Origin of the sequence: Cellulophaga omnivescoria, assembly GCF_001999725.1 — a bacterium.
In the GTDB taxonomy this organism is placed as follows: Bacteria; Bacteroidota; Bacteroidia; order Flavobacteriales; family Flavobacteriaceae; genus Cellulophaga; species Cellulophaga omnivescoria.
In genome coordinates this window covers 242,324-268,502 of the sequence record NZ_MDDP01000002.1, presented here as the reverse complement: position 1 = coordinate 268,502, position 26,179 = coordinate 242,324, and the positions used below count along the sequence as shown (strand labels likewise).

Below are 26,179 nucleotides of genomic sequence, written 5' to 3'. Positions count from 1 at the left end.
ACTCTACAGTAGTTTCAGAACCAACACCAAATAATGATAAACCGTTAAACTCTTTAGAGTTTGTAAAAGTAGCACCAGTATACTCTAAACGTAAGTATGTTATAGAACCAGAATTATCATCTGCAACCGTACCACCATAAGTTAAATCTGCAACTTCAGAAGTAACAGCAGTACCCTTGTTTGTTGGTGCTTTACCACACACAACTAAACCACCCCAGTCACCAGGAGCAGGTGAAGCCTCACCAGAAGTCATAACAACAGGATCAGTAGCAGTACCATTTATAAATATTTTACCACCTTGTGCAACAGCTATGTAAGAGCTAGTTTGTCCTGTAGCTTCAATAATAGTACCAGCTGGTATTGTTAACTCACCACCATCTAATACTTCTAATTTACTAGTAAGTAAATATTTTACATCTGCTTGTAGAGAAACAGCAGAAGTAATTGTACCTTCTAAGTTAGATTCTGTAACACCACTGTTATCTAAACCTCTTGTCCAACCAGCAGCCCAGTCCGGAGCAGCTGCACCATTACCAGCACCAGTTGCAATACCTTCAGATATAAAAGATTGGTTAGCACCAGTGTAATCTGTTTTTTCAAAACCATCAGCTACACTTGCAAACTGCATATTTGTAATTTTTAATGCATCTGCTTCTAATCTTGTAGCTGCAGGAGTATCAGAATCTTTTACTTTAACACCTAAATCAACGCCAGCCGCGTAAAAATTGTCAATTGTAAAGTTACCTCCACCTTCTTTGTAATAAAGTGCACCCTCTGTTACAGGACCAGCAACAGTAATATTACTTAAGGTAGTTGTAGTTACAGGATCTACACCAGCAGGTTCTTCTGCAAGGTTAGAACCTTCTATACCAGCAAAAGCAGCACCAGATATGTACCAGAAATCTCCATTACCGTTCCAACCGTCAGCAAAGTCAATACCATCATCACCAGAGTTAGTAGATACTAAGTATTTACCAGTAACAGTACCACCAAAGAACTCTATACCGTCATCACCACCGTTGTAAGACTGAACATATTCTACAGTAGTACCAGAACCAACACCAAATAAGGATAAACCGTTAAATTCTTTATCATTTGTAAAAGTAGCACCTGTATATTCTATTCGTAAGTATCTAATAACACCAGAGTTATCGTCAGTAACAGAACCACCGTAAGTTAAATCTGCAACTTCAGAAGTAACAGCAGTACCTTTGTTTGTTGGCGCTTTACCACACACAACTAAACCACCCCAGTTACCAGCAGCAGGAGAAGCCTCACCAGAAGTCATAACAACTGGATCACTAGCTGTACCATTTACAAATATTTGACCTCCTTGAGCAACAGCTATATATGATGCTGTACCTCCAGTAGCTTTAATTACAGTACCTGCAGGTATTGTTAATTTACCACCATCTAATATTTCTAATTTACCTTTTAATTCGTATTCTACAGAGGCATCTAAAGTTAATTCATCTGTAATTTCTCCTTCTAGTGCATTAGAAGCACATGGCTGACAAGAAGATCCTCCACAGTCAACTCCTGTTTCATCTCCGTTTTGTATGCCATCAGAGCAAGTATTTTTGTCGCCAGAGTCGTCATCACTACTACATGACACCATTACAGTTCCAAGAACTGAAGCGATCATCATAAATTTCAAGAAAGTTTTTTTCATTTTTCCGTTTGTTTAATAATTTAATGCGAATTAAGACTTTGGTTGTTAACCAGTTGTTAACTCAGTTTTATATAAGTGTAACTATACTATTAATTAAAAGTTATATGACAAAGAAAGTTTTACGTTGGCACCTCTTTTGTAAGATAGTACTGTAACATCTTGTTCGTCTTGAAATCTTTCTACTGTAGGGTTTAATATATTTTTTGCAGAAAGTCCAATTCTAATGTTTTCGTTTAACTGTGCTTTTGCAATAAAATCTAAGGAACCAAAACCTTTATCAACTAGGTTTCCTTTGCCTTGTACCCCTAATGCATATATTCTATCTGAAAAATAGTTGTATGCCAAAGTTGTAGTAATATTTTTGTTTTTGCTATAATCTTTAGAAAAGCTAATGTCTCCGTTTAATAGCAAATCAGATGCTCCAGTTAAACCATCTTCTTCATTAGAGAAGTTTACACTTAACGGGAATCCAGCTGCAGTTGTTTCTTCAATTATCTTTTCAGGATTTAGTTCTTGATTTGTGCTCATATAAGATGCGTTGAATCCTGCAGATAATACAGTTTTTAATACGCTATCTTCAGTGTCCTTTTCTGTTGCAAAAAGGTCTTTTCTTACTTCTAATTCTACGCCGTATGCTTTTGCCCAGTCACCAGAGTTTACATAACTAATTACGTTAGACGCAGAGTTAATTGTAATTTCATTAATTGGATTTTCTATGTATTTACCAAAAACACCTAATGAAATAATTTCACTTGAGTTAGGGAATAACTCCCATTTTAAGTCAAAGTTATAATCTGTAGAAGCATATAAGCTTGGGTTACCAGTATATGTGGTAGTAACGTCTTCAAATAAGAATAAAGCTCTCTCTTTAAACTGAGGTAAAGTATAGGTTTTACTAGCTGCAAACTTTAAGTTTTGCTTATCGTTTAGCTCATATTTTAAAGATAAAGCAGGTAAAAATTCTGTTTTCTCAAATTCATTAGAATCCCCGGCAGGGTCTATAGATGTACTCCAATCTATACTTTGGTTAATTTGCTCTACGCGTAAACCTGCAATTAATGTAAATTTAGGGTTAAAAGCATATTCTAAATTAGTGTAAGCAGCGTGTATATCCTGGTTACCGTTATAGGTTTGCGGTTGTAAAGCAATAGGATTGTTAGCGTTACCTCTAAAGGTACTTAATGTAAATAGGCCTGCGTTTAAATTTTCTTGTGTAAAGTATGCGTCTAAATTATAAGGATCTGTAATTATAGGTTGTGGTATTATAGATCCATCATTATTTCTTGTATTTATATTAAAGTTAAATTGAGTAGCTTCAAAATCAACTTCTTTAAACCTTCCGCTATAACCAACAGTTAATTTACCGTCATATAAATCATCTTCATTTTTCTTAAATTTAAAAGTTGCAGATAAATTAGCAGCTAATTCATCTTCAGTTAAATCTTGATAAAATCTGTGGTTGTCAGAATTACTTATAGACCTACGGAAAGACTTTGGTCCGTTTGGTTCATCCCAATCATCTGGAGATAAGGTGGTTTGTTTTCTATTAGGAATACTACTTGTAAGTGTGTTGTAAGATGCACCCCAGTTTACTTCTAATTGCTCTCCAATTTTATGGTCTCCTAATAATTGATTTACAAAAAGAGAAGTTCTTTCAAAGGTACCTCTTTGTATTAATCCGCCACCTTCTGGAGCATAGTCAAAAACATTAATTACACCATTATACTCTTGTTGTTTTTGAGTAGATGTATTAACGTATAAAGAGTTGTATTTAATTGATGATCTACCTATTGTATAACCTAAGTTTGCCATTAACGTAGAGTTTGTGCTATACTCGTAACTAGTATAGTCAAAATCTTTAGCAATTAAGCCACTAGGAGATGTACTACCTCTTGCAACACCTTCTTTATATTTGTAGTCGTTATCAAAAGTACCAACAGCAAAAAAGCTCAACTTACTTTGTTCCCCTAGTGTGTATGAATCTCCTCCAGATAAAGATAAGCTAGTAACTATAGGTGTTGGTGCAGTTTCTCTGTCCCAACTAGTTGTATAATTATAATTGTTTAATGGAAAATCCGGATAATCATTTGTATAAAAACCATATACATCAGGACCATCGTTTAAATAAAAATCACCTTCGCCAATTGCTTCAGTGTTAACACCGGTGCCAACTCCTAATTGTAAAAAGCCAGATCCTTTATAGTTTTTTGAGGATATATCAATATTTGCTCCTGCAAAGTCACCGTAGTTTTTAGCATTGTACGTTTTATCTATACCAATATACTCAACAATATCCGTAGAGAAAATATCTAAATCAATGTTTTTTCTAGATGGGTTGTTAGATGGTAATGGTAAGCCGTTCATAGTTGTAACGTTATAACGATCTCCTAAACCACGAACAAAAACGCTACCAGATCCTTCTTGCTTAGAAATACCAGTGGTTTTAGTAACAGCAGTAGCAACATCACTAACACCTTTACGTGCTAATTCTTGTGCGCCAATTGCCGTTTTCATCTCTACAGCTTTCTTTTGGTCTAATAATAGGGCTGTTTCAGAATCTTTTCTTGTTACCGTAGTAATAACAATTTCATCTAACATCATACCTTCATTGGCAGACATTGGTACATTTATTGTTGTTACCTTACCAGCTGTAACCGCTACATTAGGTATTTCTATGGTCTCATAACCTACATAACTAAACTGTACAGTATAAGTGCCTGGCTCTAAATTTGCAATCTCATATAAACCATCAAAATCTGTTGTAGTTCCTTTAGTTGTTCCTTTAATTAGTACGTTAGCAAAGGCTAACGGATCATTATTCATTTCTTTGTCTGTTAGTTTCCCAACAATGCTTCCTGTTTCTTGTGCCTTTGATACTAAGCAAGTTACAAGGCAAAAAGTCAATAATAAAAGTCTCATTAATTTCGTTTAATAGTTGGCGCAAAGAACGTGTCAACCTGTGAACGTGATGTTACCTGTGTGTTAACAATTTAATTCTTAATTGTTATTTAAATGTTATGATATTAAATGAATGTTAAGCAGCTTTGAAGTATAAGTATTATCTTTACTTTTGGCGAACCAATCAATAAAATATAAAAATGAAAAAGAAGGATATTAAGATACTTTTAGTAGACGACGAACCAGACATTTTAGAAATTGTAAGCTATAATCTTTCATCAGAAGGATATGAGGTTTTTACAGCAAAGAATGGGGTTGAGGCCGTTGCTAAAGCAAAGAAAAAACATCCTCACTTAATTATTTTAGATGTAATGATGCCAGAAATGGATGGTATTGAAGCGTGTGAGATTATACGCAGTACTCCTGGTTTGCAAAACACTATTATTACCTTTTTAACGGCTAGAGGAGAAGATTATTCTCAGGTAGCTGGGTTTGATGCTGGTGCAGACGATTATATCACAAAACCAATAAAACCAAAAGTATTGGTGAGTAAGGTTAAAGCTTTATTAAGAAGATTAAAAGAAGAAAATACTGCAGAGCAAGAAGATATTGTTAAAGTTGGTAACATTGTTATTAATAGAGAAGAATACAAAGTTATTAATAATGGAGAAGAAATAGTGTTGCCAAGAAAAGAGTTTGAGCTTTTAGCATTACTTACTTCTAAACCAAATAAAGTGTACAAAAGAGAAGTTATTTTAGATAAAGTTTGGGGTAACGAAGTTGTTGTTGGCGGAAGAACTATAGATGTACACATTAGAAAGTTAAGAGAAAAAATAGGAGACGACCACTTTAAAACTGTTAAAGGTGTTGGTTATAAGTTTGTTTTATAATGGCAAAAAGACTAAAAAAGTCATATAAATTCGCATTCCGGTCATCATTTTTTATTGTAACCACACTAACACTGTTGTTAGGATTGTATATGTATTATACAGCTGCTGTAAGGTGGCTGTTTTTGTTATGTTTTGCTCTTTCTAGTTTTGGTATATCTTTCTTAATTATACAACATAGAGTAGAGCGTTTTATATACAGACGAATTAAAAAAATATATGATGACGTTTCTTTGTTAGAATCTACTTCGTTTTCATCTGCTCCTATAACTACAGACATTAAAACTCTAACAGAGGAAATTGAAAAATTTGCAAAAGGCAAAAAAATAGAGATAGATACACTTAAAATTAGAGAAGAATACCGAAAAGATTTTTTAGGAAACGTTTCCCATGAGTTAAAAACACCATTATTTACTGTGCAAGGCTATATTTTAACCTTGTTAGATGGTGCTATGGATGATAAAAAAGTGCGCGAAAAGTACTTAGAGCGTGCTAATAAAGGTGTAGAGCGTTTAATTTACATTGTTAAAGATTTAGATATGATTACCAAGCTGGAGGCTGGTGGTTTATCAATGGAGTTTGAAGATTTTGATATTGTAGAACTTATACAAAATGTTTTTGATTTGCTAGAGATGCGTGCCGCTAAAAAGCAAATTACATTAACTTTTGATATGGAGTATAAAGAGCCTATAATGGTTAGGGCAGATAAGGAGCGCATGCAGCAAGTAGTGTCTAATTTATTAGTAAACTCTATAAAATATGGTCATACTAACGGTACTACAGAGGTTAGTGTAGAGAACCTAATTAAAAATAAAGTAATTGTGCGCGTTACTGATAATGGTGAGGGTATATCTAAAGAACACCTATCTAGACTTTTTGAGCGTTTTTACCGTGTAGAAAAAAGTAGAAACAGAGAGGTTGGTGGCTCTGGACTAGGGTTATCTATAGTAAAACACATTATAGAAGCACATAACGAAAAAATTTATGTAGAAAGTGTAGTAGATGTTGGATCTGAGTTTTCTTTTACTTTAGAAAAAACTTCAAATAATGAAGAGTAATCTACGGTACTTTTAAATTTAGTTAACCCTTTGTAATCTTTCACTTTTTTTAATAATTCTAGTGTAAAGTCATCTTGTTGGCAAGTAGGTGCTATCTCTTTTTTGTGTAAGCGTTTAGCTAAATATTCTTGTTCAAATTGGCCAGGTGTTGGTATAAAAAATGCCTTTTTTTCTAGTTTTGCTAAGTCCATTAAAGTTGTGTAGCCAGATCTGCAAAGTACTAATTTGCTTTCGTTTATAGCGCGTTCTAAAGCTTTAGAGCTCATATAATTATAAACAACTATGTTGCCTCTTAATGATGATATTTTTTGTTCTTCCTCTATAATGCCTTTTACAAACAATACATCATCATTATAACCAATTAGTTCATCAAATATTTTTTCTTCAAGCATAGAGCGTTGGGGTTCCGGACCAGATAAAAGCACCATTAAATCGTACTTTTTAGGAGCATCAGTTTTTGTAAACCTGCTTAAAGGTCCTAAGTATTTAATTTTAAGCTTAGAGTTTTTTAAATGTCCTAGTTTGCCCGATAGGTTTGGTTGTTTTTTAGTGTCTGGCACCCAACATTCATCAAACTTTTTAATAATATTCTGGTGCAATTTAGTTGTCATCCAAGTAGTGTTACCAGTTAGCACATTTAATTGGTGTGTAATAAAAACACTAGGTACTTTTTTGTAGCAAACACCCAAACGGTTGTCCGATATAATACCATCAATATGAAACTCTTTTACTAGTTTTTTTGTTTGTTTTTTCTCTTTTTGTATTGCTTTAAGCATTTTAGGAGAATCCCAAAGCAATTTTATTTTAAAGTTTTTTCCGTTTTTGGCATATTTTATTTTGTACGATGGCAATTCGTGAAACTCTAAGCCAGGAAATTCTTTCTTTAAAAGGTTAAGTGCATCGCCATCAGATGCAATAACAGGTGTAAAACCTTCAGTTAATAAGGCATTAATAATAGGTATACACCTAGTGGCGTGCCCCAAGCCCCAATTTAATGGGGCAACCAATATGCGTTTGCTTTTATTCATACCTATAAAGAAACTACTATAAAAACATAAATAGATTTCCTTAGCTTTGCCAAATCATTAAATTTATGTTGTGGGAAGTAAAAACAAGCTAAAAAGGTTTAAAGAAAACGAAACGTTTGATAACGTAATTCAGCCAACCAGAGAAGAAATAGTAGATGCAACATTTGCATTAAAGGGGAAGTGGAATACTTTTTTTAAGAACGATAATCCAATTATATTAGAGTTAGGTTGTGGTAAAGGAGAGTATACCGTTGGTTTAGCAAAGCAAAGTCCTAACAAAAATTTTATAGGAGTAGATATTAAAGGAGCACGCTTTTGGAGAGGAGCAAAAACAGCTACTGAAGAAAATATGCCTAACGTTGGTTTTATTAGAACTCAAATAGAGTTAATAGATAAGTTGTTTGCAGAAGGTGAGGTTTCTGAAATTTGGATTACTTTTCCAGATCCTCAAATAAAATACAAACGTACCAAGCACAGGTTAACTAACGAGGCTTTTTTAGCCAAGTATAGGCAAATATTAAAACCAGATGGTGTGGTTAATTTAAAAACCGATAGCGAGTTTATGCACGGTTACACACTTGGTTTATTACACGGTAAAGGTTTAGAGGTACTTTACGCAAATCATGATGTGTATAAAAATGAAGGAAGTCCAAAAGAGGTGTTAGAAATTCAGACTTTCTATGAAAATCAGTATCTTGAGAAAGGAAAACCAATCACTTATATAAAATTTAGAGTCAATTAACCAATGACACACTTACTTATACTTTTTTTTGCAACATTTTCTGGGGCCTTTATGGCTACTGTACCTCCTGGGTTGTTAAATATGAATGCTGCAAAAATTAGTGTAGAAAAAGGAAAGTTAAATGGTATAATATTTAGTATTGGCGTAGCTATAACGGTAATTTTACAAGCATATATAGCGGTAATAATATCTAAATTTTTGCACAATAATCCAGCTTTTGTTGGTGTACTGCTAAAAGTAGCTTTAGGAGTATTTGCCTTATTAGGCATTTATTTTTTTGCTATGGCAAAAGAGTGGATTAAACCTAAAAAGAAGGCCAAGCCTAAAATTAGCAAGCGTAATAGTTTTTTTAAAGGTGTTTTTTTAGCAGCAATAAACCTTCTTACAATACCCTATTACAGTGGTATGAATGCAATGTGGAAGGCATCGGGCTGGATTAAATTTCAGGTTTGGGATATTATGGTGTTTATACTTGCAGCAGGCTGTGGTACTTTTGCCGTATTGTATTTGTACACTGTTTATTTTAACAAGTTAGAGAAAAAATCTAACGGGTTTTCTAAAAACTCTAACTACATTATAAGTGCTTTAATGCTGTTACTTTTTATTATAACTTTAATAAGAGTATATAATCATTAAAAATGGCTACAGATAATCAGAATTTTTTTGAAAGAGTATATGCGGTAGCAAAACAAATACCATATGGCAAAGTAACCTCTTATGGTGCAATAGCTAAATATTTAGGAGCTGCACGTAGTGCGCGTATGGTAGGTTGGGCAATGAATGCGTCTCACTTAAAAGATGAAATACCAGCCCACAGAGTTGTAAACCGTAAAGGCTTGCTCACAGGTAAGCATCATTTTGACGGGACTAATTTAATGCAACAACTTTTGGAGAATGAAGGTGTTGTGGTCATAGACAGTCAAATACAAAACCTAGAAGACTATTTTTGGGATCCTATAAAAGAACTAGAGTAGCCTTAGCGTTAAAATCTATATGCTATCAAAATAATATATTTTAAACTTATAAAAGTATGTTATATTTCAATTCTGCTGCTTCTTAATCTCAGCCCTATACACTATCTTTGTAGTTTAGAATCAGTTTAAGTAAAAAGCTGAAAAAGAAAGTACTATAGATGAAGCTAAATAAACAAGATGTCTTAAAGGCATTAGAAAAGATAACAGTTCCTGGTGAAGGTAAAAATATGGTTGAAAGCGGGGCTGTAACCAATGTTATGGTTTTTGGTGATGAGGTAGTTGTAGATGTAACTATAAACAATCCTAGTTTACAAGCACGTAAAAAAACCGAAGTAGAAATTTTAAAAGCTATACATGCAGAAGTGTATGAAAAAGCTAAAATAAAAATAAATATAAAGGTAGATGCAGAAGCTGCAAAGCCAAAAACTAACGAAATAAAAGGAAAACCACTACCAGGTATTAAAAATATTATAGCTGTTGCCTCTGGTAAAGGAGGTGTAGGTAAATCTACAGTAACAGCTAACTTGGCCGTAAGTTTGGCTAAAATGGGCTTTAAAGTTGGTTTGTTAGATGCAGATATTTACGGGCCATCTATGCCAATTATGTTTGATGTGGCACAAGAAAAACCACTAGCAGTAAATATAGACGGCAAGTCTAAAATGAAACCAGTAGAAAGTTACGGAGTTAAATTACTATCTATTGGCTTTTTTACACAACCTAACCAAGCTGTAATTTGGAGAGGACCAATGGCATCTAAAGCATTAAACCAAATGATTTTTGACGCACATTGGGGAGAAATAGATTTTATGTTAATAGATTTACCTCCAGGAACAGGAGATATACACTTAAGTATTATGCAGGCAATGCCAGTTACTGGTGCTGTTGTAGTAAGCACACCGCAAGAAATTGCTTTAGCAGATGCACGTAAAGGTGTTGCTATGTTTCAGCAAGATTCTATTAATGTCCCAGTTTTAGGTGTTGTAGAAAATATGGCGTATTTTACTCCAGAAGAATTACCAGAAAATAAATATTATATTTTTGGTAAAGAAGGAGCAAAACACTTATCTGAAGATTTAAAAGTGCCTTTTCTAGGAGAAATTCCGTTAGTACAAAGTATTAGAGAGGCTGGTGATGTTGGTAGACCTGCAGCAATGCAAGAAAACACACCAATAGAGGTTGCTTTTGAGGCTCTTACTAAAAATGTAGTACAGCAAGTGGTAAGCAGAAATACAGATTTGCCACCAACAGAGGCAATTAAAATAACAACTATGGCGGGTTGCTCGCCTGTTAATAAGCAATAAAAATGACAACAGAAGAGGTAAGAACTAACGTAGAAAAAGCATTGGCAGAAATTCGTCCATTTTTACAGAGTGATGGTGGTGATATTTCTCTAATTTCAATAGATAATGATACTTCTGTAAAAGTAAAGTTAGAAGGTGCTTGTGTGGGTTGTAGTGTAAACCAAATGACCCTTAAAAGTGGTGTGGAAATGACAATAAAAAAGTATGTGCCACAGATTGAGGAAGTAATTAACGTAGGCTAATCTGTGCTGATAATTGTCATATTATAAGCATAATTACTTCTGTAATTTTACATTTACTTTTTAAGAATACTTTTACATGATTAAAACAGATATACTAATTATAGGTGCTGGTCCAACAGGATTATTTGCTGTTTTTGAAGCCGGATTATTACAGTTAAAATGCCATTTAATAGATGCCTTGCCACAAGCAGGCGGACAATGTTCTGAGATTTATCCAAAAAAACCAATTTATGATATTCCTGGTTTTCCTGAAGTGTTAGCTGGCGATTTGGTAGATAACTTAATGGAGCAAATAAAAGCGTTTCAACCAGGTTTTACCTTGGGTGAACGTGCAGAAACTATAGAAAAACAAGAAGACGGTTCTTTTATAGTTACAACAAATAAAGGAACAAAGCACCACGCGCCAATTGTTGCAATAGCAGGTGGTTTGGGTAGTTTTGAGCCTCGTAAACCCTTGTTAGAAAACTTATCTAAGTTTGAAGACAATGGTGTTGCTTATATGATAAAAGACCCAGAAGTATACAGAAATAAAAAAGTGGTAATTGCTGGCGGAGGAGATTCTGCTTTAGATTGGAGTATTTTTTTAGCTGATGTAGCTGCTGAGGTTACTTTGGTACATAGAAGAAATGAGTTTAGAGGTGCTTTAGACTCAGTTGAAAAAGTGCAACAACTTAAAAATGCGGGTAAAATTAACCTTATTACTCCGGCAGAAATTGTTGGTTTAAAAGGTGGTGATACACTTACTGCAGTAGAAATTAAAAAAACTGGAGAAGAGGAAAACATTGTTTTAGAGGTAGATAATTTTATTGCCTTATTTGGTTTGTCTCCTAAACTAGGTCCAATTGCAGATTGGGGATTAGAAATAGAGAAAAATGCCATAAAAGTAAATAATGCGTTAGATTACCAAACAAACATACCTGGTATTTATGCTATTGGAGACGTAAATACATACCCAGGAAAATTAAAATTAATATTATGTGGTTTTCATGAAGCTACATTAATGTGTCAGAGTGCCTACCAAAAAATATATCCAGATAAAAAATATGTTATGAAATATACTACCGTTGGTGGTGTATCTGGTTTTGATGGTACTAAAAAAGAAGCGCCAAAAGCAGTTGTAAAAGCAATAGAATAATGAGTGATATTAAATTAAAAATAACAGACAGAGAAGGTGTTTTACATGAAGTAGATGCACCTACTGATATGAATATGAATTTAATGGAAGTTGTACGTTCTTACGAGCTTGCTCCAGAGGGTACAATTGGTATTTGTGGCGGTATGGCTATGTGTGCTTCTTGTCAGTGTTATGTTAAGTCGGATCATGAGCTACCAGAAATGTCTGATGATGAAGATGCTATGTTGGCAGAAGCTTTTAATGTAGAAGATAACAGTAGATTGGGTTGTCAAATACATATGACACCAGACTTAGATGGCTTAGAAGTTGAGTTGGCTCCAGAGAGTTAAAATCAATTTAACTAAATATACAAAAAAGCTCAAATTCTTTATTATAGAATTTGAGCTTTTTAGTTGTAATATTCCTCGTTATTATATTCTTGCCTGGTAAGTAAACAAGTTAAAGTAACGTCCTTCTTTAGCAATAAGTTCATCGTGAGTGCCGCTTTCTGCAATTTCGCCATTTTCTATTACTAAAATCTGGTCTGCCTTGCGTATAGTACTTAGTCTATGTGCAATAACAAATGTTGTTCTGCCTTTGGTTAAAGTAGCTAAGCTTTTTTGTATTAAAGCTTCACTCTCTGTATCTAAATTAGATGTGGCTTCGTCTAAAATTAATATTTTAGGATTGGCCAAAATAGCTCTTGCAATAGCAATACGTTGGCGTTGTCCGCCAGATAATTTAACACCTCGTTCTCCAATTAAAGTTTCTAAACCATCATCAAATCTATCTGTAAATTCATTTACGTAGGCAGCTTCAACGGCGTTTAAAAGTTCTTCTTCTGTAGCATTTGGCCTAGGAAAAAGTATATTGTTACGTATGGTACCTTCAAATAAAAAGTCGTCTTGTAAAACAACGCCTAAATGTTGTCTAAAACTGTTTAAGTCTATTTTAGATAAGTCGCTACCATCAATAGTAATTGTACCACTATCCGGATTTAAAAAACTAGCGGCTAAACCAGCAATGGTAGATTTTCCAGATCCAGAACTGCCAACCAAAGCAACCACTTTACCAGAGTTTACAGTAAAGCTTACGTTGGTAATTACCTCTTTATCTTCTTCATACGCAAAAGATACATTGTTAAATGCAACATCACCCTTAATATCATTTAAAACAATTGTACGGTCTTTTTCATCTGCTTCTGCGGTCATATTCATAAGTTCTTCTGTACGGTCTAAACCAGCTAAAGCTTCTGTAAGCTGACTACCAACATTACTCATCTGTACAATTGGTGCAACCATAAGTGCAAGTAAAAATGTAAACTGAAAATATTCACCTGTTGTTAAGTCTCCCGTAATTAATAAATAACCGCCGTAACCCATCATAATACCAGTTGTGGCAAGTCCTAGTAAAAAAGTAGAAGAACTTGTCATTACAGCAGTTGCCGTTAAGCTCTTTTTTACATTTTTATATAATTTGGCAACGCCTTTTTCAAAAATTTTATTTTCTTGTTCTTCGGCGTTAAAACCTTTAATAACTCTAACTCCGCTTAAAGTTTCTGTTAACCTACCTTTTACTTCGGCATTTATTTTTCCTCTTTCTCTAAAAACAGGGCGTATAATTTTAAATGCTTTTATAGAGATAAAGGCAAATAAAATTAAGGGTGCAAACGCCATTAAAGTCATTGTTAAACTAATTTGCACCAGTAAAACAACAGATACTACTGCGGTAATTGTACCACCAACTAATTGTACCAAGCCTGTACCAATTAGGTTGCGTACGCCTTCTACATCACTCATTATTCTAGAAACCAAACCGCCAGACTTGTTATTGTCAAAAAAACTAATAGGTAAAGACAATACTTTTTTCTGTACTTGAGCTCGTAACTCAGATATTAAATACTGTGCCTGTATACTTAATACTTTGGTAAGTAAAAATGATGTTATTGCTTGCACTAAAAAAGCTGCAATTACTAATGCAACTAAAACTTTTAAGAAAACAATATCCTTATTAGGCACAATATCATCCATTAAATACTTAAGAGATATTGGCGCAACAAAACTTGCTGCTTTGCTTATTACAATTAACAAAAGACCAATAAAAACAAGTTTTCGTCTAGGCCAAATTATAGTTTTAAATGCGGTTAAAATGCTTACTTTTTTCTCAGCCATCTTTCTATTTTCAATTTATCTGCAAGGTAATTTAAATCTGTCTTAATTTTAGTTATCTGCTTTGTTAATAAGGTTATCAACCTAAAAAAACCTTTAAAATTAGTTTTTAAAACAGAAGTCTATTATTTTCACACAAACCATTTTAATAGTTCTTTTAGATGAAAATTAGTATTTATACCCTAGTGTTTTTAAGCTTATTAGTCGGTTGTAAACAAGCAACCAAACAAAACGAAATTGTAGAACGTTGGCAAGCTCATGCAGACAATATTACTATAATTAGAGATACATTTGGAGTGCCACATATTTATGGTAAAACAGATGCTAATGCTGTTTTTGGCTTATTGTATGCGCAATGTGAGGACGATTTTAACCGAGTAGAACAAAATTATATTTGGGCAACTGGTAGGTTGGCAGAGGTAGACGGAGAAGAAGCTTTGTATAGTGATCTGCGAGCTAAATTATTTATGACAGAAGAAGAGGCAATTGCAAACTACAATAAGAGTCCAGAATGGTTAAAGGAGTTGTGTAATGCATTTGCAGATGGTATAAATTATTATTTACACACGCACCCAGAGGTTACACCTAGGTTGTTGACAAAGTTTGAGCCTTGGATGCCAATGTATTTTAGTGAAGGCTCTATTGGTGGAGATATAGAACGAATTTCTACACGTAAAATAAAAGCATTTTATGAGGGTGATATGGAAATTCCTGAAGCAACAGAATTAAAAATTGAAGAAGAAAAAGAAGAGTTAGAACCGCAAGGATCTAACGGAATAGCAATATCTGGTAGCTTAACACAGTCTGGTAATGCAATGCTTTTAATTAATCCGCATACCTCATTTTTCTTTAGAGGAGAAGTTCACGTCGTTAGTGAGGAAGGTTTAAATGCATACGGAGCAGTTACTTGGGGGCAGTTTTTTGTGTACCAAGGGTTTAATGAAAAAACCGGTTGGATGCACACATCTACATACACAGATGTTATGGATGAGTTTAATGAAACTATTGTAAATCTTAATGGCGATTTAAAATACCAGTACGGAGAAGAACTTAGAGATGTTGTTGAAGATTCGGTTACCTTAAAGTACAAATCTGGTGAGTCTATCAAGCAAAAAACGTTTAAAACGTACAGAACACATCACGGACCAATTACACATAAAGCAGACGGAAAATGGACAGCCTCTGCTATGATGTGGGAACCTGTAAAAGCATTAGAACAATCTTATATAAGAACAAAGCAAAACGGATACAAGGGTTTTAGAGAAATGATGAATATACGCACCAACTCATCTAACAATACTGTATATGCAGATGCTGGTGGTAATATAGCTTATTTTCACGGCAATTTTGTGCCAGTACGCGACACTGTTTTTGATTATACTAAGCCAGTAGATGGTAGTAATCCGCAAACAGATTGGAAAGGATTGCACACTGTAGATGAAAATATATTGCTTTTAAATCCTAAAAACGGATGGTTGCAAAACTGTAATTCTACGCCTTATACTGCAGCATTAGACAATAGTCCAAAAAGAGAAAACTACCCTAAATATATGTCTAAAGATCAAGAAAACTTTAGAGGAGTACACGCAATAAGTTTATTAAAAGACAGAAAAGAGAACACATTAGATAGTCTTATAAAATTAGCACACGACCCATATTTACCTGCTTTTAAAGCTTTAATTCCGGGTTTAATTGAAGCGTATGACAAAACAGACAGAACTAAACTTTTAAGTTTGCCAATAGCGGAGCTACGCAACTGGGATTTTAAAACCTCAAAAGAATCTGTAGCAATGACATTAGCACATTATTATGGCACCCTGTATGGTAGAAACGGAAAACGACCACATAAAATGAGTGATATGGAGGCAATGACTTACTTTGGATCTGAGTCGCAAATGTCTGAGCGTTTATCAATCTTTAGAGCGGTAATAAAAAAGTTAGAGTCCGACTTTGGAACGTGGAATATTCCGTGGGGAGAGGTAAATAGGTACCAACGTTTAAATGGCGACATAAAACAAGCGTTTAATGATGATAAGCCAAGTGTTGCAGTTGGTTTTGCATCGGGTCGTTGGGGAGCTTTAGCAGCCTATGGTGTTAGCTATACCAACAATACCAAAAAAATATATGGTACTCGTGGCAATAGTTTTGTTGCTGCGGTTGAGTTTGGAGAAAAAGTAAAAGCAAAGACAATTTTGGCTGGCGGACAAAGTGGAGATCCTGCTTCGCCACATTTTAACGACCAAACTGATTCATATATAAATATGCAATTTAAAACCGTAGCTTTTTATAAGGATGATGTTTTAAAACAAGCAGAAAAAACATACCATCCTGGAGAAGTAAAGTAATTGAGTATGATTAAAAAAATAGCTTTTTTAGTTCTTCTATGTTTTACAGTTGTTGGTGCTGCGCAAGATTATCAGTATCCTGTAATTAAAGATATAGTAACTGATAATGCTGGTATATTTGAGAGAGAAGCAGCACAAGCTTTGCGTAATAAATTGACAAATTTTGAAACAGAAACAACAACGCAGCTGGTGGTGCTAACTATTAACTCTCTTAATGGGCAAAGCATAGAAGATTTTGCAAACAAAACATTTAATCAAAACAAGTTAGGGCAAGCAAAGGAAGATAATGGTATTTTAATTCTGTTTTCTAATTTAGATAGAGAGGTTAGAATTGAAGTTGGCTACGGATTAGAACCGTATATTACAGACATAGTAGCAAAGCGAATTATAGAAGATACTATGATTCCTGAGTTTAAAGAAGGCGCATATTTTACAGGTATAAACAAAGCTACAGACCAATTGATAAACTTTATTAAAAACCCTGAAGCTCTAAAGAAGTTTAAAGAACTCATAAAAGAGAGAGATCGTAAGCAAGAAAGAATTGCAAATATATTACTACTCACCTTTGGTTTCTTTTTTTTGATTACAGGTTGTTTTGTTATTTATATTTCAGGAAAAAAGGGGCTTAAAATTTTTAAAAAGTTTTTTACGGAAAGGGTTGGACTTATCTTTTTTACAATAAACATACTAGTATATACAGTATATTTTTGTTTTGGTGTTGTATTGTTGGCAATTATTATTTTGGCCTGTTTTAAAAAATATGGTTATCAGGTTGAACCATTCATAGAAACTAATTTTACCTTAATTTTTTGTGTTTCAATAGTGTCATTTATTACTACCTTAACAGTAATTACAATTATAAATCTTGTTGTAAAAAATAAAACTAAGTTATCTTTTTCATTGTTTAAAAGTGATTATGATTCTGTTGTAAAAGCTATAAAAAGTATTGGTTCTGGAAATGGAGGAAGCGGAGGTTTTTCAAGTTCATACAGTAGTTACAGCAGTAGTGGCTCTAGTAGTAGTTCTAGCAGTTTTTCTGGCGGAGGAGGAAGTTCTGGTGGAGGTGGAGCAAGCGGAAGTTGGTAATTTTACATCACACATAACTAGAAGTAAATAGGTGTCTTATTTTTATATCTTAAAATTTATAATGATATTGTAAATTGGAATAATATCAAGGTTATTCTGCATAACACATAAACCATTGCAACAACAAAAAGCACTAGCATTATTAAAATCTGGTAAAAATGTATTTTTAACAGGTTCTGCAGGTACAGGTAAAACATATGTTTTAAACCAGTACATTACCTATTTAAAAAAGCGTAGAATACCAGTTGCTATAACAGCATCTACAGGTATTGCGGCTACGCATATGAATGGGATGACCATACATTCTTGGGCTGGTTTTGGTATAAAAGAACAACTTACCAGAGCCAATCTAAATGCTATGAAGGAGAAAAAGTACCTGAAAGAACATTTAGAAAATGCAAAAATTTTAATTATTGATGAAATATCTATGCTGCATAAAAAACAGTTAGATATGGTAGATACTGTTTTGCAATTTTTTAAAGAGAATGATGAGCCCTTTGGAGGAATACAAGTTGTAGTCTGTGGCGATTTTTTTCAGTTACCACCAATTGGCAATCAAAATGAAAAAAGTAAAGATAAATTTGCGTTTATGTCTGCCGTTTGGGTTGCTGCTAAATTTAATGTTTGTTATTTAACAGAACAATATAGGCAAGCAAATGAAGATGTTTTAAATACTATTTTAAATGAAATTAGAATAGGAAAAATATCTAAAAAAAGTATTGAAGAATTAAAAAAAGCAGAACAAAATACGTTTAGTAAGGATGATGAGCCAACCAAATTGTTTACACACAATTATGATGTAGATCAGATTAATAACGAGCATTTACAACAATTAAAAGGTAAGGTTAAAAGATTTAAAGCTACCACTAAAGGAAACAAAAAACTGGTAGAAACGTTAAAAAAATCAGTCTTAGCTAAAGAAGAATTAGAGCTAAAAATACATACCAAGGTTATGTTTGTACGCAACAACCAAGAACAAGGTTATGTAAATGGTACTTTAGGTACTATTGTTAGTTTTAATGATGATGGATTTCCTGTTGTAAAAACAGCCCAAGGAAAACGAATTTCTGTAAAGCAGGAGAATTGGGGTGTACAAGATGAAACGGGTAAAGTTTTAGCTAGTTTAGACCAAATACCATTGCGTTTGGCCTGGGCAATAACGGTACATAAATGTCAGGGTATGACGCTAGATGGTGCGCTTATAGACTTATCTAAAACTTTTGAAAAAGGTCAGGGTTATGTTGCCTTATCTCGTTTAAAGAATATAGAAAACTTAAAGCTATTAGGTTTTAATGAAATGGCTTTGCAAGTAGATGGTTTAGCTTTTAAGGCAGATAAAAGATTTTTAGAACTATCTAATGAAGCAGACAAGACATACAAGCTAGATGATTTGGAAGAAGATGCTATTAAGTTTGTAGTTAATTGTGGTGGTTTAACCAATATAAAAGCTATAGAAAAGCACGCTAAAAAAATTATAGATAAAAAAATTAAAAAAGATTCTACTTACGATGTTACTTTAGATTATTTTAGAAAGAAATTAAGTATTGAAGAAATTGCAGATCAAAGAGGGCTATCTAGTGGAACTATAGCGGGACATTTAATTAAATTATGTAAAGATTATCCTGAAGAAGATTTTAGTTTTTATCAGCCTAAAGAACAAATAATTAAAGATGTAGAAAAGGCTAAAAGCAAGCAGAAAAAAGGAGAGCCTGTAAGTTTAAAAGCTATTTTTGAAGCCTTAAATAAAAAAGTAGATTATAACGATATTAAGCTGGCACTAGCTTTTATTGGTAGAGAGTAACTTACTCTTGTATTACAATAATAGTAGCTTTAGACCCTGTAGAAAGCAACCATTTTTTAGAAGATATCACTTTACCATTTTCATCATAAATGTTTACTTGTGCAGTATTTGGCCCAGATGTACCTTGGTTTAATGCTTCAAAATCTATACGGTTAAAACCTTTTTTTAGCGTATGATTTACTCCTTTAAAAGCGCCGCCAAGCATTAAATTATGCTCTATTACTTTGCCATCTGCATAAATTTTTACGCGGTCACCATCTACATATTCGTGATCTCTACAAACAATACCAACAAATTTCCCAGTAGTTTTTACATCACCTAAATACTGGTCTCCGTGAAAAGATTTAGAATCTTTTTTTTCTTCAAAACCTAAACGCGGATTTAATTTAACATCACGCCCTGGTTTAACAAGTCTGTTATCAGGAGACATATCTATTCTAGGTTTCATTACAGAATCTAAAAAATTAGTATTGTTGGTTTGCTTTTTAGGCTCTGGAATTATGATAGTAACAGGCGGAGCTGTTTTTACTTCTTTTTTTGCTTCAATTTTTAAAGGTATCACAGTCGTTTCTTGTGCCACAAGTGGTGCGGCAAAAAATAGAATGACTAATAATGTGAGTAAAGAAAATCGCATTAAACTACTTTAAAATTTAAATATAAAGATAACAAATACCTTGCCACGTCATAATTTTTTGTTGTTAAATTAACAGTTAAGAGCTTTTTTTAGATAAACTGCAATTCGTTATAAAAACTAAACACTAAGACTATTATTCTTAAATAAAATATTTTTTAAAGTTCTTTTTATTTTAAATTAGCCAGCTAATTTATGGCGTATGAAAAAGGCAAAAGTTGCTCTAGCTTTAGGTGTTTTATGCATCTCTATATTTCCTATTTTGGTTAAGTTAAACTTAACACCAGGTGTTATTTCTGCCTTTTATAGAATGGCAGTTGCTACAGTGTGTATTGTACCATATGTTTTATTAACCAAGCAGTTTAAGATTACAGCTAAAAAACCATTTTACTTAGCAATGTTATGCGGCGTTATTTTTGGTTTAGATGTTGCTGTTTGGAATATAGCTATACAAGAGTCTACAGCTACACAAGCTACACTTTTAACCAATTTATCTCCGGTTTGGGTTGGTGTAGGGGCTTTTTTCTTTTTAAAAGATAAGCCTACTAATAATTTTTGGTTTGGTACCGTAATTGCAATTATAGGTATGGTAATGTTGGTTGGTTTTAAAACATTTGTTGCGTTAGATTTTAATTTGGCCTTTTGTTTTGCAATACTATCTGGTATGTTGTACGCTGTATATATGTTGCTTAGTAAAGATATTTTAAACAAAATAAATGTACTTACCTTTATGACCACAAGCTTGGTTGCGTCTACGTTTTTTTTAGGCGTTTTAAGTTATATAATAAATGAACCTTTTACAGGTTTTTCTAACGCTGGTTGGTTGGTGTTAATCATACAAGGTTTAGTGTGTCAGCTTTTAGCTTGGTTGCTAATTAGCTATGCAACTAAGCATATGCGCGCAACCAGAGTGTCGGTTAGTTTACTAGGACAGGCTATATTGGCTTCTTTTTTAGCTTGGTTGTTTTTAGATGAGGCTATTTCTACGCAAATGGTAGTGGGTGGTTTGGTATTGCTATTTGGTATACGCATTACCTTTTACCAAAAAAGTATATTTGCTAAAAAAAGAGTTTTAAAAAGAAAATTATCTTAGTAGTTATACTACTGCTAGAGCATTTTTATTAATTAGGTTGCTAATAGCATCCCATAAATTAATGCGCTGTTGTAGTGCTTCTTTGGCTACCATTAAGGTTTCTTGCCACTTGGTGTCATCATTACCACATAACTCAGAAATCATTTGTAAAGATAGTGGTCCATGCTCATCACCATCTAACTCAATGTGTCTTTCTAAGTAATATGTAAGTTTATTATAGTGCTTGTTTTCTGCATCGGCATTTTTAAGAATTTCTACAAACATATCTGGTATAAGATCTTCTCTTCCAAACGTAAATGCCGAAGCTATTAAATGTGGTTTATTTGTTTCAATTATTTTAAAAGTATACTTAACAAAATTGGCTACATTTTTATCTAATTTTGCTTTTTCTAACGCCGAAGAAACAGTTTCTTTTTGAAGTATAAGATTGATAAAATTTTCAATAGAATTTGTGTTTGCTCCTATTTGATGCATTGCATCTAAGTACATTGTAAAATGACTTTTAGGCTCGCCAAGTTCATTAATGTCACTTTCTTCGCCGTGTACAATTTCGTTAATAAACCGTGCCAATGTTGGATTACTAGCGGGCACCCAAGGAGTATCTGTGCAGGTTAAATGTTTTTGAAGCGCTTTTAAGAGCGACATAAAGTCCCAAACCGCATAAACGTGGTTTTCCATAAAAACTTTAATGTCGTTTACGTCTTTTAAACTTGCATAAAGCTTGTGGTTTTGAAGCGCTTGTCTTAATTCAGAAATTTCATTTTCTATGTGCTCAATTCTGTTCATTCTTTCTAAAATTATATCTAACAATTGATACTGTACTTTGCATGCGCAAAAACAATGGTATTGGTTTTGCGCTGCAAAATTAATACATAGGTGTTATTTTAGATGAATTTTTAAACAAAAAAACGCTATTCTTCATCTAGAATAGAGTTTCCTGTAGATTTGTCTCCAGAGGTCCATTGCCATTTTTCATGCAATCTAATTTTTCCATTTGGCAAAATTTCTGGTTTAGACGTACATTTTCCGGTCATTAACTGGTTGTTGGTATTTACTTGGTGGTATCTCATTTCTATAACACCATTAGCATCAACCAAGCCAATTAAGTGTCCTTTTTTTATGTTACCACCTGCATAGTGAGCAGTTAAAATAGCGCCGTTTTGTTTATATGTAAAAACGGTGTCATTAGATGTTTCAGAATTTTTAGAACTATTAGTCGGTCTAAATATTTTACCGTTATAGTTTATCATTACTTCTAATTTCTACTAAGTTTTTTCATGACCACCCATTGTTTTAGCATATCTCTAGAATCTTGAGCAGGATAGCCTAAAACAGTTTTTCCTGGGGCAATATTACCCATAACACCAGATCCTGCGCCAACAATAGCACCATCACCAATAGTAGTATGGTCTTTTATAGATGCACTACCACCTATAATAACGCCGTCTCCTAATGTTACTGAGCCAGCTAAACCACTATGGCCTGCCATAATACAAGACCTTCCCATAACACAATTGTGAGCAATTTGTACTAAATTATCTATTTTACAACCATCACCCACAATTGTAGAACTAAATTTACCACGGTCTACACAAGAGTTGGCTCCAATTTCAACATCGTTACCAATAACAACATTACCAATTTGTGGTATTTTAACCAAACCTCTACCATCATCACTAGGTCTGTACCCAAACCCATCTGCACCAATACTAACATTAATATGAAAAGTGCAACGAGCTCCAATTTCGCTACGTTCTCTAACAACAGTTCCAGACCACATTACCGTTTGGTTGCCTACGGTAGAATCATCTAAAATAGTAACATTTGGGTATAAAACAACGCCTTCTCCTAAAACAACATTTTTACCTACATAGCAGCCAGCACCAATTTTTGTTCCTGCCCCAACTGTTGCTGTGCTATCTACAACAGCGGTTGGGTGTATGTCTACGTCAAAAACAGGTTTTCCAGGATCAAAAGCTTCTAAAAGTTTAGCTAAAGAAATATCTGCATTTTTTACTTTTATAAGAGCTGTGTTTTCTCTTGGTTCAATTTTTAAATTATCATTTACAATAGCTACACTGGCATTAGAGTTTTTCCATAGGCGTACATATTTTACACTGCCTATAAATGTAATTTGCTTTTCTGTGGCTTTTTCTATTTGTTCTGCGCCTTCTATTTTGTGTGTAGTGTTACCTACTAATTCTCCACCTAAAAGTGTGCTAATTTCTTGTGCTGTAAATGATTTCATTCTTAATTTATAAGGTATTATTGGTTAAGGTTATTTATTATGGACAGCTTTAAAAGTACTTATAAAAAGTAATTAAAGTTTATATTTTGACTGTTTTTGTTATAAAAACTACAGGTTTTTAGATTTTATTGCATCGTAGATAACAATGCTAACAGCATTTGCTAAGTTTAGGCTTCTTATGTGTTCGCTAAAAAGGGGGATTTTGTAAAGGCTATTTTTGTGGTTTTCTACTACAGATTTAGGCAGGCCAACAGACTCTTTGCCAAACACAAAAAACATATTGTCTTCATAATCAATTTCATAATAGTTTTTTTTTGCTTTAGCAGATAAAAACGCGAATTTTTTATCAGAATGAATTTCAAAAAAATGAGCTATGCTATCGTAAATTTTTAAATCTAAATGCTGCCAGTAATCTAAACCAGCACGTTTAACCCTTTTATCATTTAACTCAAAACCAAAAGGCTTAACCAAGTGCAATGTAGAACCCGAGGCTAAACTTAATCTTCCAATATTGCCTGTATTGTTTGGTATTTCTGGTTCAAAAAGTACAATGTTAAAGCTCATAAATAATTTTGCGTTTAAGCAAAGAAACGCATTGAATTTTTAAAATAAAAAGATTTGCTTTTATTAGCTAAATTTTTTCTTTAGAATAGCATTCATATAATCTACATTGTCTAATGCTTTTTTAGAGAAGTTAAAAAGACTAACACACCTATCTAAATTCTGATTAGGATAAGCAACCTTGTAGTAAGCATCATTCTGTAAATAATCTGTAAGTGCACGTAAGCCGTGTATAAAAGGCATAAATACTGCGCCAAGGGGTAAAGATGCAATTTCATCTTTACTTAATAGATTTTTATTGGTACTTAACCCATCTACAAAAGAGCTAAAAAGTTCTTTGTTAAATGTAATTTTAGATAGGTCTTTTTCATCCTCGGGAGCTGTATTGGCAATAGTACGTACTGCATCTCCAAAATCGTAATAAAAATAACCTTTCATTAAAGTGTCTAAGTCTATTAAACAAAGTGCTTTGTTGGTGTTTTTAGAAAATAAAATGTTGTTAAGTTTTGTGTCATTATGGCAAACTCTAATTGGTAATTCTGTAAAGCAAAAATCTAGCAAATCTGGTAACAACTCTTCAGCAAATTCTATAGCATCTTTTGCGGCAGTTGTACGTTCTTTTTTAGCTTTTTCTAGCGCATCAAAAAACTGATTATTTCTGTATATTAAATTATGAAAATCTGGTATGGTATCTTGGTATGTTGTTGCGTTTATAGGGCTTAAAAGAGCGTGAAATTCGCTAATGATTTTCCCTGCTTCAAAAGCAATATTTTTATCAGTACTGGTATTATAAGTAGTGCTATTATTAATATATGAAAGCACTCTCCAAAATCCTTGTTCTTTGTGGTAGCTAGTATTTTTTTTAGTTTTTATTACGTGTATGCTACTATACAAATCACTATTTAGTAACGGTAGTGTTTGTTCTATATTTTGCATAACACCAGCTATATTTTTAAATACATTATTGTTAATACGTTGCAAAACATACGCAGGTTTGTTGGTTACTATAACCAAGTAAGTGTCATTAATTAATCCGTTAGTAATTGCTTTAAAAGTGTAACTATTTTTGGGAACATTAAAGTGACTTAATATTTTAGCAGGTTCTGTAGGCATAGTATTTTTTATAAGTTCCATAAATTAAGAGGATATTCTCCTGTGTTTGTCATTTCTGCTAGTTTAAATACTGCAATATCTCTATCTTCTGCATAGGTAATACCAAACCAGTTGCTTTCAGAATTTAGTACAGTAATCTCTACGTTTTGTTTATTAATCATTTTTTGTAAAACAGAGGGTAAAAAAACCTCGCTAGATTTAATTTTTTCCTCGTCCTGTAAAAACAGTTTAAAATCCTCTTCTATTGTAGTAAATATTGAAGCATCACAAACCCAAAAATTCATACTGACTTCTTCGTTTCCTGTAAACTCAATTCCTGTGTTGGTGTCTACTATTTTTTTGCCTTGCTTTTCTAATTTTAGGTGTTCTGCAACATTGGTTAAAACACCATTTTTAATATTACATACACCTCTAGATACAGATCCATTTGTAGATAAGGTATCTTTTAGTGTGTAAGATATAAGCCCAAATTTATATTTGGTACTAGCTTGCATAATTTTGGCTGCATTTTTAAAAGCTAAGCTGCCATAAAAATCATCGGCATTTAATACAGCAAACGCTCCATTAATTACATTTCTGGCGGTCCAAACAGCGTGTGCAGTTCCCCAAGGTTTTATGCGTTCTGTTGTGTAACTTGTACCTTTTGGAACATCAGAAATTTCCTGAGCTAAAACATCTAGTTTTATTCCGGTTGGTAGCCGTTTAACCAGGTACTCTTGTAAAAAATTTACTTTATCTTTTTTAGTGACAGCAACTATATGGGTAAAGCCATACTTAATAGCGTCAAAAATGCTAAATTCCATTAAAAATTCAGCTTTTGGTCCTAGGGCAACAAATTGTTTTAGTTTACCATATCTGCTACCATTGCCTGCAGCCATTAAAAGGAGTGTCATTTTTTAAGTTTTGTAGCAAAAATAAGGTTTTGTAGTGTGGTCCTTGGTAGTATTTTTGTTAAATACTATGCGTTTTTTATATTTTTTGACTGAAAAATAGGGTTACAACTTATAGTAAAATATGCTATTTATGACATAAAACCTAAAATATTAAAAAGCTTTACTATCTTTGCCCTGTTGTGTTGTGTCTCAATTAATTTTTGAGACAATGTTGAACACCATTTTAGATGGTATCAACCAATGAAAGGCTTTCCTATTGGAAGGCTTTTTTTATGTCTAAAACTTTATAAATTATTAATAATATAATTTTTAGCTTATTTTTTA

Annotated in this window: 24 protein-coding genes; 13 read left to right on the top strand and 11 right to left on the bottom strand. The window is 33.2% G+C overall.

The window, feature by feature from the left end:
* Together BFJ87_RS02220 and BFJ87_RS02215 are read right to left on the bottom strand one after the other, a co-directional pair.
* Positions 1-1,672 (bottom strand): hypothetical protein (locus BFJ87_RS02220; RefSeq protein WP_216352834.1); only part of this gene is annotated, 1,672 nt, incomplete at its 3' end.
* 93 nt (positions 1,673-1,765) lie between these two features.
* Positions 1,766-4,591: a TonB-dependent receptor gene (locus tag BFJ87_RS02215; protein ID WP_077399262.1), complete on the bottom strand. Its 2,826-nt coding sequence runs from the start codon at positions 4,589-4,591 to the stop codon at positions 1,766-1,768.
* 179 nt (positions 4,592-4,770) lie between these two features.
* Here BFJ87_RS02215 and BFJ87_RS02210 point away from each other — a divergent pair, with 179 nt between their 5' ends.
* Both BFJ87_RS02210 and BFJ87_RS02205 read left to right on the top strand, forming a co-directional pair.
* Positions 4,771-5,460 (top strand): response regulator transcription factor, encoded by a 690-nt coding sequence (locus BFJ87_RS02210; RefSeq protein ID WP_077399260.1) that lies wholly within the window; start codon positions 4,771-4,773, stop codon positions 5,458-5,460.
* Positions 5,460-6,515: a sensor histidine kinase gene (locus BFJ87_RS02205; RefSeq protein ID WP_077399257.1), complete on the top strand. Its 1,056-nt coding sequence runs from the start codon at positions 5,460-5,462 to the stop codon at positions 6,513-6,515. The genes BFJ87_RS02210 and BFJ87_RS02205 overlap by 1 nt, the downstream gene beginning before the upstream one ends.
* Here the strand turns inward: BFJ87_RS02205 and BFJ87_RS02200 are convergent.
* Positions 6,440-7,543 (bottom strand): glycosyltransferase family protein, encoded by a 1,104-nt coding sequence (locus tag BFJ87_RS02200; RefSeq protein ID WP_077399254.1) that lies wholly within the window; start codon positions 7,541-7,543, stop codon positions 6,440-6,442. The two genes, BFJ87_RS02205 and BFJ87_RS02200, sit on opposite strands and share 76 nt — an antisense overlap.
* Positions 7,544-7,613: 70 nt before the next feature.
* On the opposite strand from BFJ87_RS02200, the gene trmB reads away from it, so the two are divergent.
* The 7 genes from trmB to BFJ87_RS02165 all read left to right on the top strand — a co-directional run bounded on the left by trmB (position 7,614) and on the right by BFJ87_RS02165 (position 12,266).
* Positions 7,614-8,285, top strand: a complete 672-nt coding sequence (trmB, locus tag BFJ87_RS02195) for a tRNA (guanosine(46)-N7)-methyltransferase TrmB (RefSeq protein WP_077399251.1) — start codon at positions 7,614-7,616, stop codon at positions 8,283-8,285.
* Positions 8,286-8,288: 3 nt separating this feature from the next.
* Positions 8,289-8,921, top strand: coding sequence for a LysE family transporter (locus BFJ87_RS02190; protein ID WP_077399248.1), 633 nt, complete (start codon positions 8,289-8,291; stop codon positions 8,919-8,921).
* A 2-nt stretch (positions 8,922-8,923) separates the two neighbouring features.
* Positions 8,924-9,259, top strand: a complete 336-nt coding sequence (locus BFJ87_RS02185) for an MGMT family protein (RefSeq protein ID WP_077399245.1) — start codon at positions 8,924-8,926, stop codon at positions 9,257-9,259.
* 158 nt (positions 9,260-9,417) lie between these two features.
* On the top strand, positions 9,418-10,560 hold the full coding sequence (locus tag BFJ87_RS02180; RefSeq protein ID WP_077399242.1) for an Mrp/NBP35 family ATP-binding protein: 1,143 nt from the start codon (positions 9,418-9,420) through the stop codon (positions 10,558-10,560).
* 2 nt (positions 10,561-10,562) lie between these two features.
* Positions 10,563-10,802 (top strand): NifU family protein, encoded by a 240-nt coding sequence (locus BFJ87_RS02175; protein ID WP_077399239.1) that lies wholly within the window; start codon positions 10,563-10,565, stop codon positions 10,800-10,802.
* A 76-nt stretch (positions 10,803-10,878) separates the two neighbouring features.
* Complete coding sequence (locus tag BFJ87_RS02170) at positions 10,879-11,937, top strand: NAD(P)/FAD-dependent oxidoreductase (protein ID WP_077399236.1); 1,059 nt, start codon at positions 10,879-10,881, stop codon at positions 11,935-11,937.
* The gene (locus tag BFJ87_RS02165; protein WP_013620458.1) at positions 11,937-12,266 is read left to right on the top strand and encodes a 2Fe-2S iron-sulfur cluster-binding family protein; all 330 of its coding nucleotides are present in this window, start codon (positions 11,937-11,939) and stop codon (positions 12,264-12,266) included. The genes BFJ87_RS02170 and BFJ87_RS02165 overlap by 1 nt, the downstream gene beginning before the upstream one ends.
* An 81-nt stretch (positions 12,267-12,347) precedes the next feature.
* On the opposite strand, the gene BFJ87_RS02160 is transcribed toward BFJ87_RS02165, so the two are convergent.
* On the bottom strand, positions 12,348-14,087 hold the full coding sequence (locus tag BFJ87_RS02160) for an ABC transporter ATP-binding protein (protein ID WP_077399233.1): 1,740 nt from the start codon (positions 14,085-14,087) through the stop codon (positions 12,348-12,350).
* A 158-nt stretch (positions 14,088-14,245) separates the two neighbouring features.
* Here BFJ87_RS02160 and BFJ87_RS02155 point away from each other — a divergent pair, with 158 nt between their 5' ends.
* From BFJ87_RS02155 to BFJ87_RS02145, 3 genes are all read left to right on the top strand, one after another.
* Complete coding sequence (locus BFJ87_RS02155) at positions 14,246-16,429, top strand: acylase (RefSeq protein WP_077399230.1); 2,184 nt, start codon at positions 14,246-14,248, stop codon at positions 16,427-16,429.
* A gap of 6 nt (positions 16,430-16,435) precedes the next feature.
* Positions 16,436-17,515, top strand: a complete 1,080-nt coding sequence (locus tag BFJ87_RS02150) for a TPM domain-containing protein (protein ID WP_077399227.1) — start codon at positions 16,436-16,438, stop codon at positions 17,513-17,515.
* Between the two features lie 115 nt (positions 17,516-17,630).
* A complete protein-coding gene (locus tag BFJ87_RS02145; protein WP_077399224.1) occupies positions 17,631-19,316 on the top strand; it encodes a helix-turn-helix domain-containing protein in 1,686 nt (561 codons plus the stop codon).
* A 1-nt stretch (position 19,317) separates the two neighbouring features.
* Here BFJ87_RS02145 and BFJ87_RS02140 read toward each other — a convergent pair whose 3' ends face one another.
* Entirely contained in the window at positions 19,318-19,950 is a 633-nt protein-coding gene (locus BFJ87_RS02140; protein WP_077399221.1) for a hypothetical protein, read from the bottom strand.
* Between the two features lie 199 nt (positions 19,951-20,149).
* On the opposite strand from BFJ87_RS02140, the gene BFJ87_RS02135 reads away from it, so the two are divergent.
* A complete protein-coding gene (locus BFJ87_RS02135) occupies positions 20,150-21,040 on the top strand; it encodes a DMT family transporter (RefSeq protein WP_077399218.1) in 891 nt (296 codons plus the stop codon).
* A 3-nt stretch (positions 21,041-21,043) separates the two neighbouring features.
* On the opposite strand, the gene BFJ87_RS02130 is transcribed toward BFJ87_RS02135, so the two are convergent.
* The 6 genes from BFJ87_RS02130 to BFJ87_RS02105 all read right to left on the bottom strand — a co-directional run bounded on the left by BFJ87_RS02130 (position 21,044) and on the right by BFJ87_RS02105 (position 25,855).
* Positions 21,044-21,826, bottom strand: a complete 783-nt coding sequence (locus BFJ87_RS02130; RefSeq protein WP_077399288.1) for a DUF3050 domain-containing protein — start codon at positions 21,824-21,826, stop codon at positions 21,044-21,046.
* A gap of 125 nt (positions 21,827-21,951) precedes the next feature.
* The gene (locus BFJ87_RS02125; RefSeq protein ID WP_077399215.1) at positions 21,952-22,290 is read right to left on the bottom strand and encodes an avidin-fold protein; all 339 of its coding nucleotides are present in this window, start codon (positions 22,288-22,290) and stop codon (positions 21,952-21,954) included.
* A gap of 5 nt (positions 22,291-22,295) precedes the next feature.
* Entirely contained in the window at positions 22,296-23,288 is a 993-nt protein-coding gene (gene lpxD, locus BFJ87_RS02120) for a UDP-3-O-(3-hydroxymyristoyl)glucosamine N-acyltransferase (protein ID WP_077399212.1), read from the bottom strand.
* Positions 23,289-23,396: 108 nt separating this feature from the next.
* Entirely contained in the window at positions 23,397-23,852 is a 456-nt protein-coding gene (locus BFJ87_RS02115) for a tRNA (cytidine(34)-2'-O)-methyltransferase (RefSeq protein WP_077399209.1), read from the bottom strand.
* 63 nt (positions 23,853-23,915) lie between these two features.
* Positions 23,916-24,983, bottom strand: coding sequence for a phosphotransferase enzyme family protein (locus BFJ87_RS02110; protein WP_245799570.1), 1,068 nt, complete (start codon positions 24,981-24,983; stop codon positions 23,916-23,918).
* Entirely contained in the window at positions 24,971-25,855 is an 885-nt protein-coding gene (locus BFJ87_RS02105) for a nucleotidyltransferase family protein (RefSeq protein WP_077399207.1), read from the bottom strand. The genes BFJ87_RS02110 and BFJ87_RS02105 overlap by 13 nt, the downstream gene beginning before the upstream one ends.
* Positions 25,856-26,179 lie beyond the last annotated feature (324 nt).

Coding starts and splice junctions, on each gene's coding strand:
- BFJ87_RS02215 (WP_077399262.1), bottom strand. CDS start 4,591: ATGAGACTTTTATTATTGACTTTTTGCCTTGTAACTTGCTTAGTATCA.
- BFJ87_RS02210 (WP_077399260.1), top strand. CDS start 4,771: ATGAAAAAGAAGGATATTAAGATACTTTTAGTAGACGACGAACCAGAC.
- BFJ87_RS02205 (WP_077399257.1), top strand. CDS start 5,460: ATGGCAAAAAGACTAAAAAAGTCATATAAATTCGCATTCCGGTCATCA.
- BFJ87_RS02200 (WP_077399254.1), bottom strand. CDS start 7,543: ATGAATAAAAGCAAACGCATATTGGTTGCCCCATTAAATTGGGGCTTG.
- BFJ87_RS02190 (WP_077399248.1), top strand. CDS start 8,289: ATGACACACTTACTTATACTTTTTTTTGCAACATTTTCTGGGGCCTTT.
- BFJ87_RS02185 (WP_077399245.1), top strand. CDS start 8,924: ATGGCTACAGATAATCAGAATTTTTTTGAAAGAGTATATGCGGTAGCA.
- BFJ87_RS02180 (WP_077399242.1), top strand. CDS start 9,418: ATGAAGCTAAATAAACAAGATGTCTTAAAGGCATTAGAAAAGATAACA.
- BFJ87_RS02175 (WP_077399239.1), top strand. CDS start 10,563: ATGACAACAGAAGAGGTAAGAACTAACGTAGAAAAAGCATTGGCAGAA.
- BFJ87_RS02170 (WP_077399236.1), top strand. CDS start 10,879: ATGATTAAAACAGATATACTAATTATAGGTGCTGGTCCAACAGGATTA.
- BFJ87_RS02165 (WP_013620458.1), top strand. CDS start 11,937: ATGAGTGATATTAAATTAAAAATAACAGACAGAGAAGGTGTTTTACAT.
- BFJ87_RS02160 (WP_077399233.1), bottom strand. CDS start 14,087: ATGGCTGAGAAAAAAGTAAGCATTTTAACCGCATTTAAAACTATAATT.
- BFJ87_RS02155 (WP_077399230.1), top strand. CDS start 14,246: ATGAAAATTAGTATTTATACCCTAGTGTTTTTAAGCTTATTAGTCGGT.
- BFJ87_RS02150 (WP_077399227.1), top strand. CDS start 16,436: ATGATTAAAAAAATAGCTTTTTTAGTTCTTCTATGTTTTACAGTTGTT.
- BFJ87_RS02140 (WP_077399221.1), bottom strand. CDS start 19,950: ATGCGATTTTCTTTACTCACATTATTAGTCATTCTATTTTTTGCCGCA.
- BFJ87_RS02135 (WP_077399218.1), top strand. CDS start 20,150: ATGAAAAAGGCAAAAGTTGCTCTAGCTTTAGGTGTTTTATGCATCTCT.
- BFJ87_RS02130 (WP_077399288.1), bottom strand. CDS start 21,826: ATGAACAGAATTGAGCACATAGAAAATGAAATTTCTGAATTAAGACAA.
- BFJ87_RS02125 (WP_077399215.1), bottom strand. CDS start 22,290: ATGATAAACTATAACGGTAAAATATTTAGACCGACTAATAGTTCTAAA.
- lpxD (WP_077399212.1), bottom strand. CDS start 23,288: ATGAAATCATTTACAGCACAAGAAATTAGCACACTTTTAGGTGGAGAA.
- BFJ87_RS02115 (WP_077399209.1), bottom strand. CDS start 23,852: ATGAGCTTTAACATTGTACTTTTTGAACCAGAAATACCAAACAATACA.
- BFJ87_RS02110 (WP_245799570.1), bottom strand. CDS start 24,983: ATGGAACTTATAAAAAATACTATGCCTACAGAACCTGCTAAAATATTA.
- BFJ87_RS02105 (WP_077399207.1), bottom strand. CDS start 25,855: ATGACACTCCTTTTAATGGCTGCAGGCAATGGTAGCAGATATGGTAAA.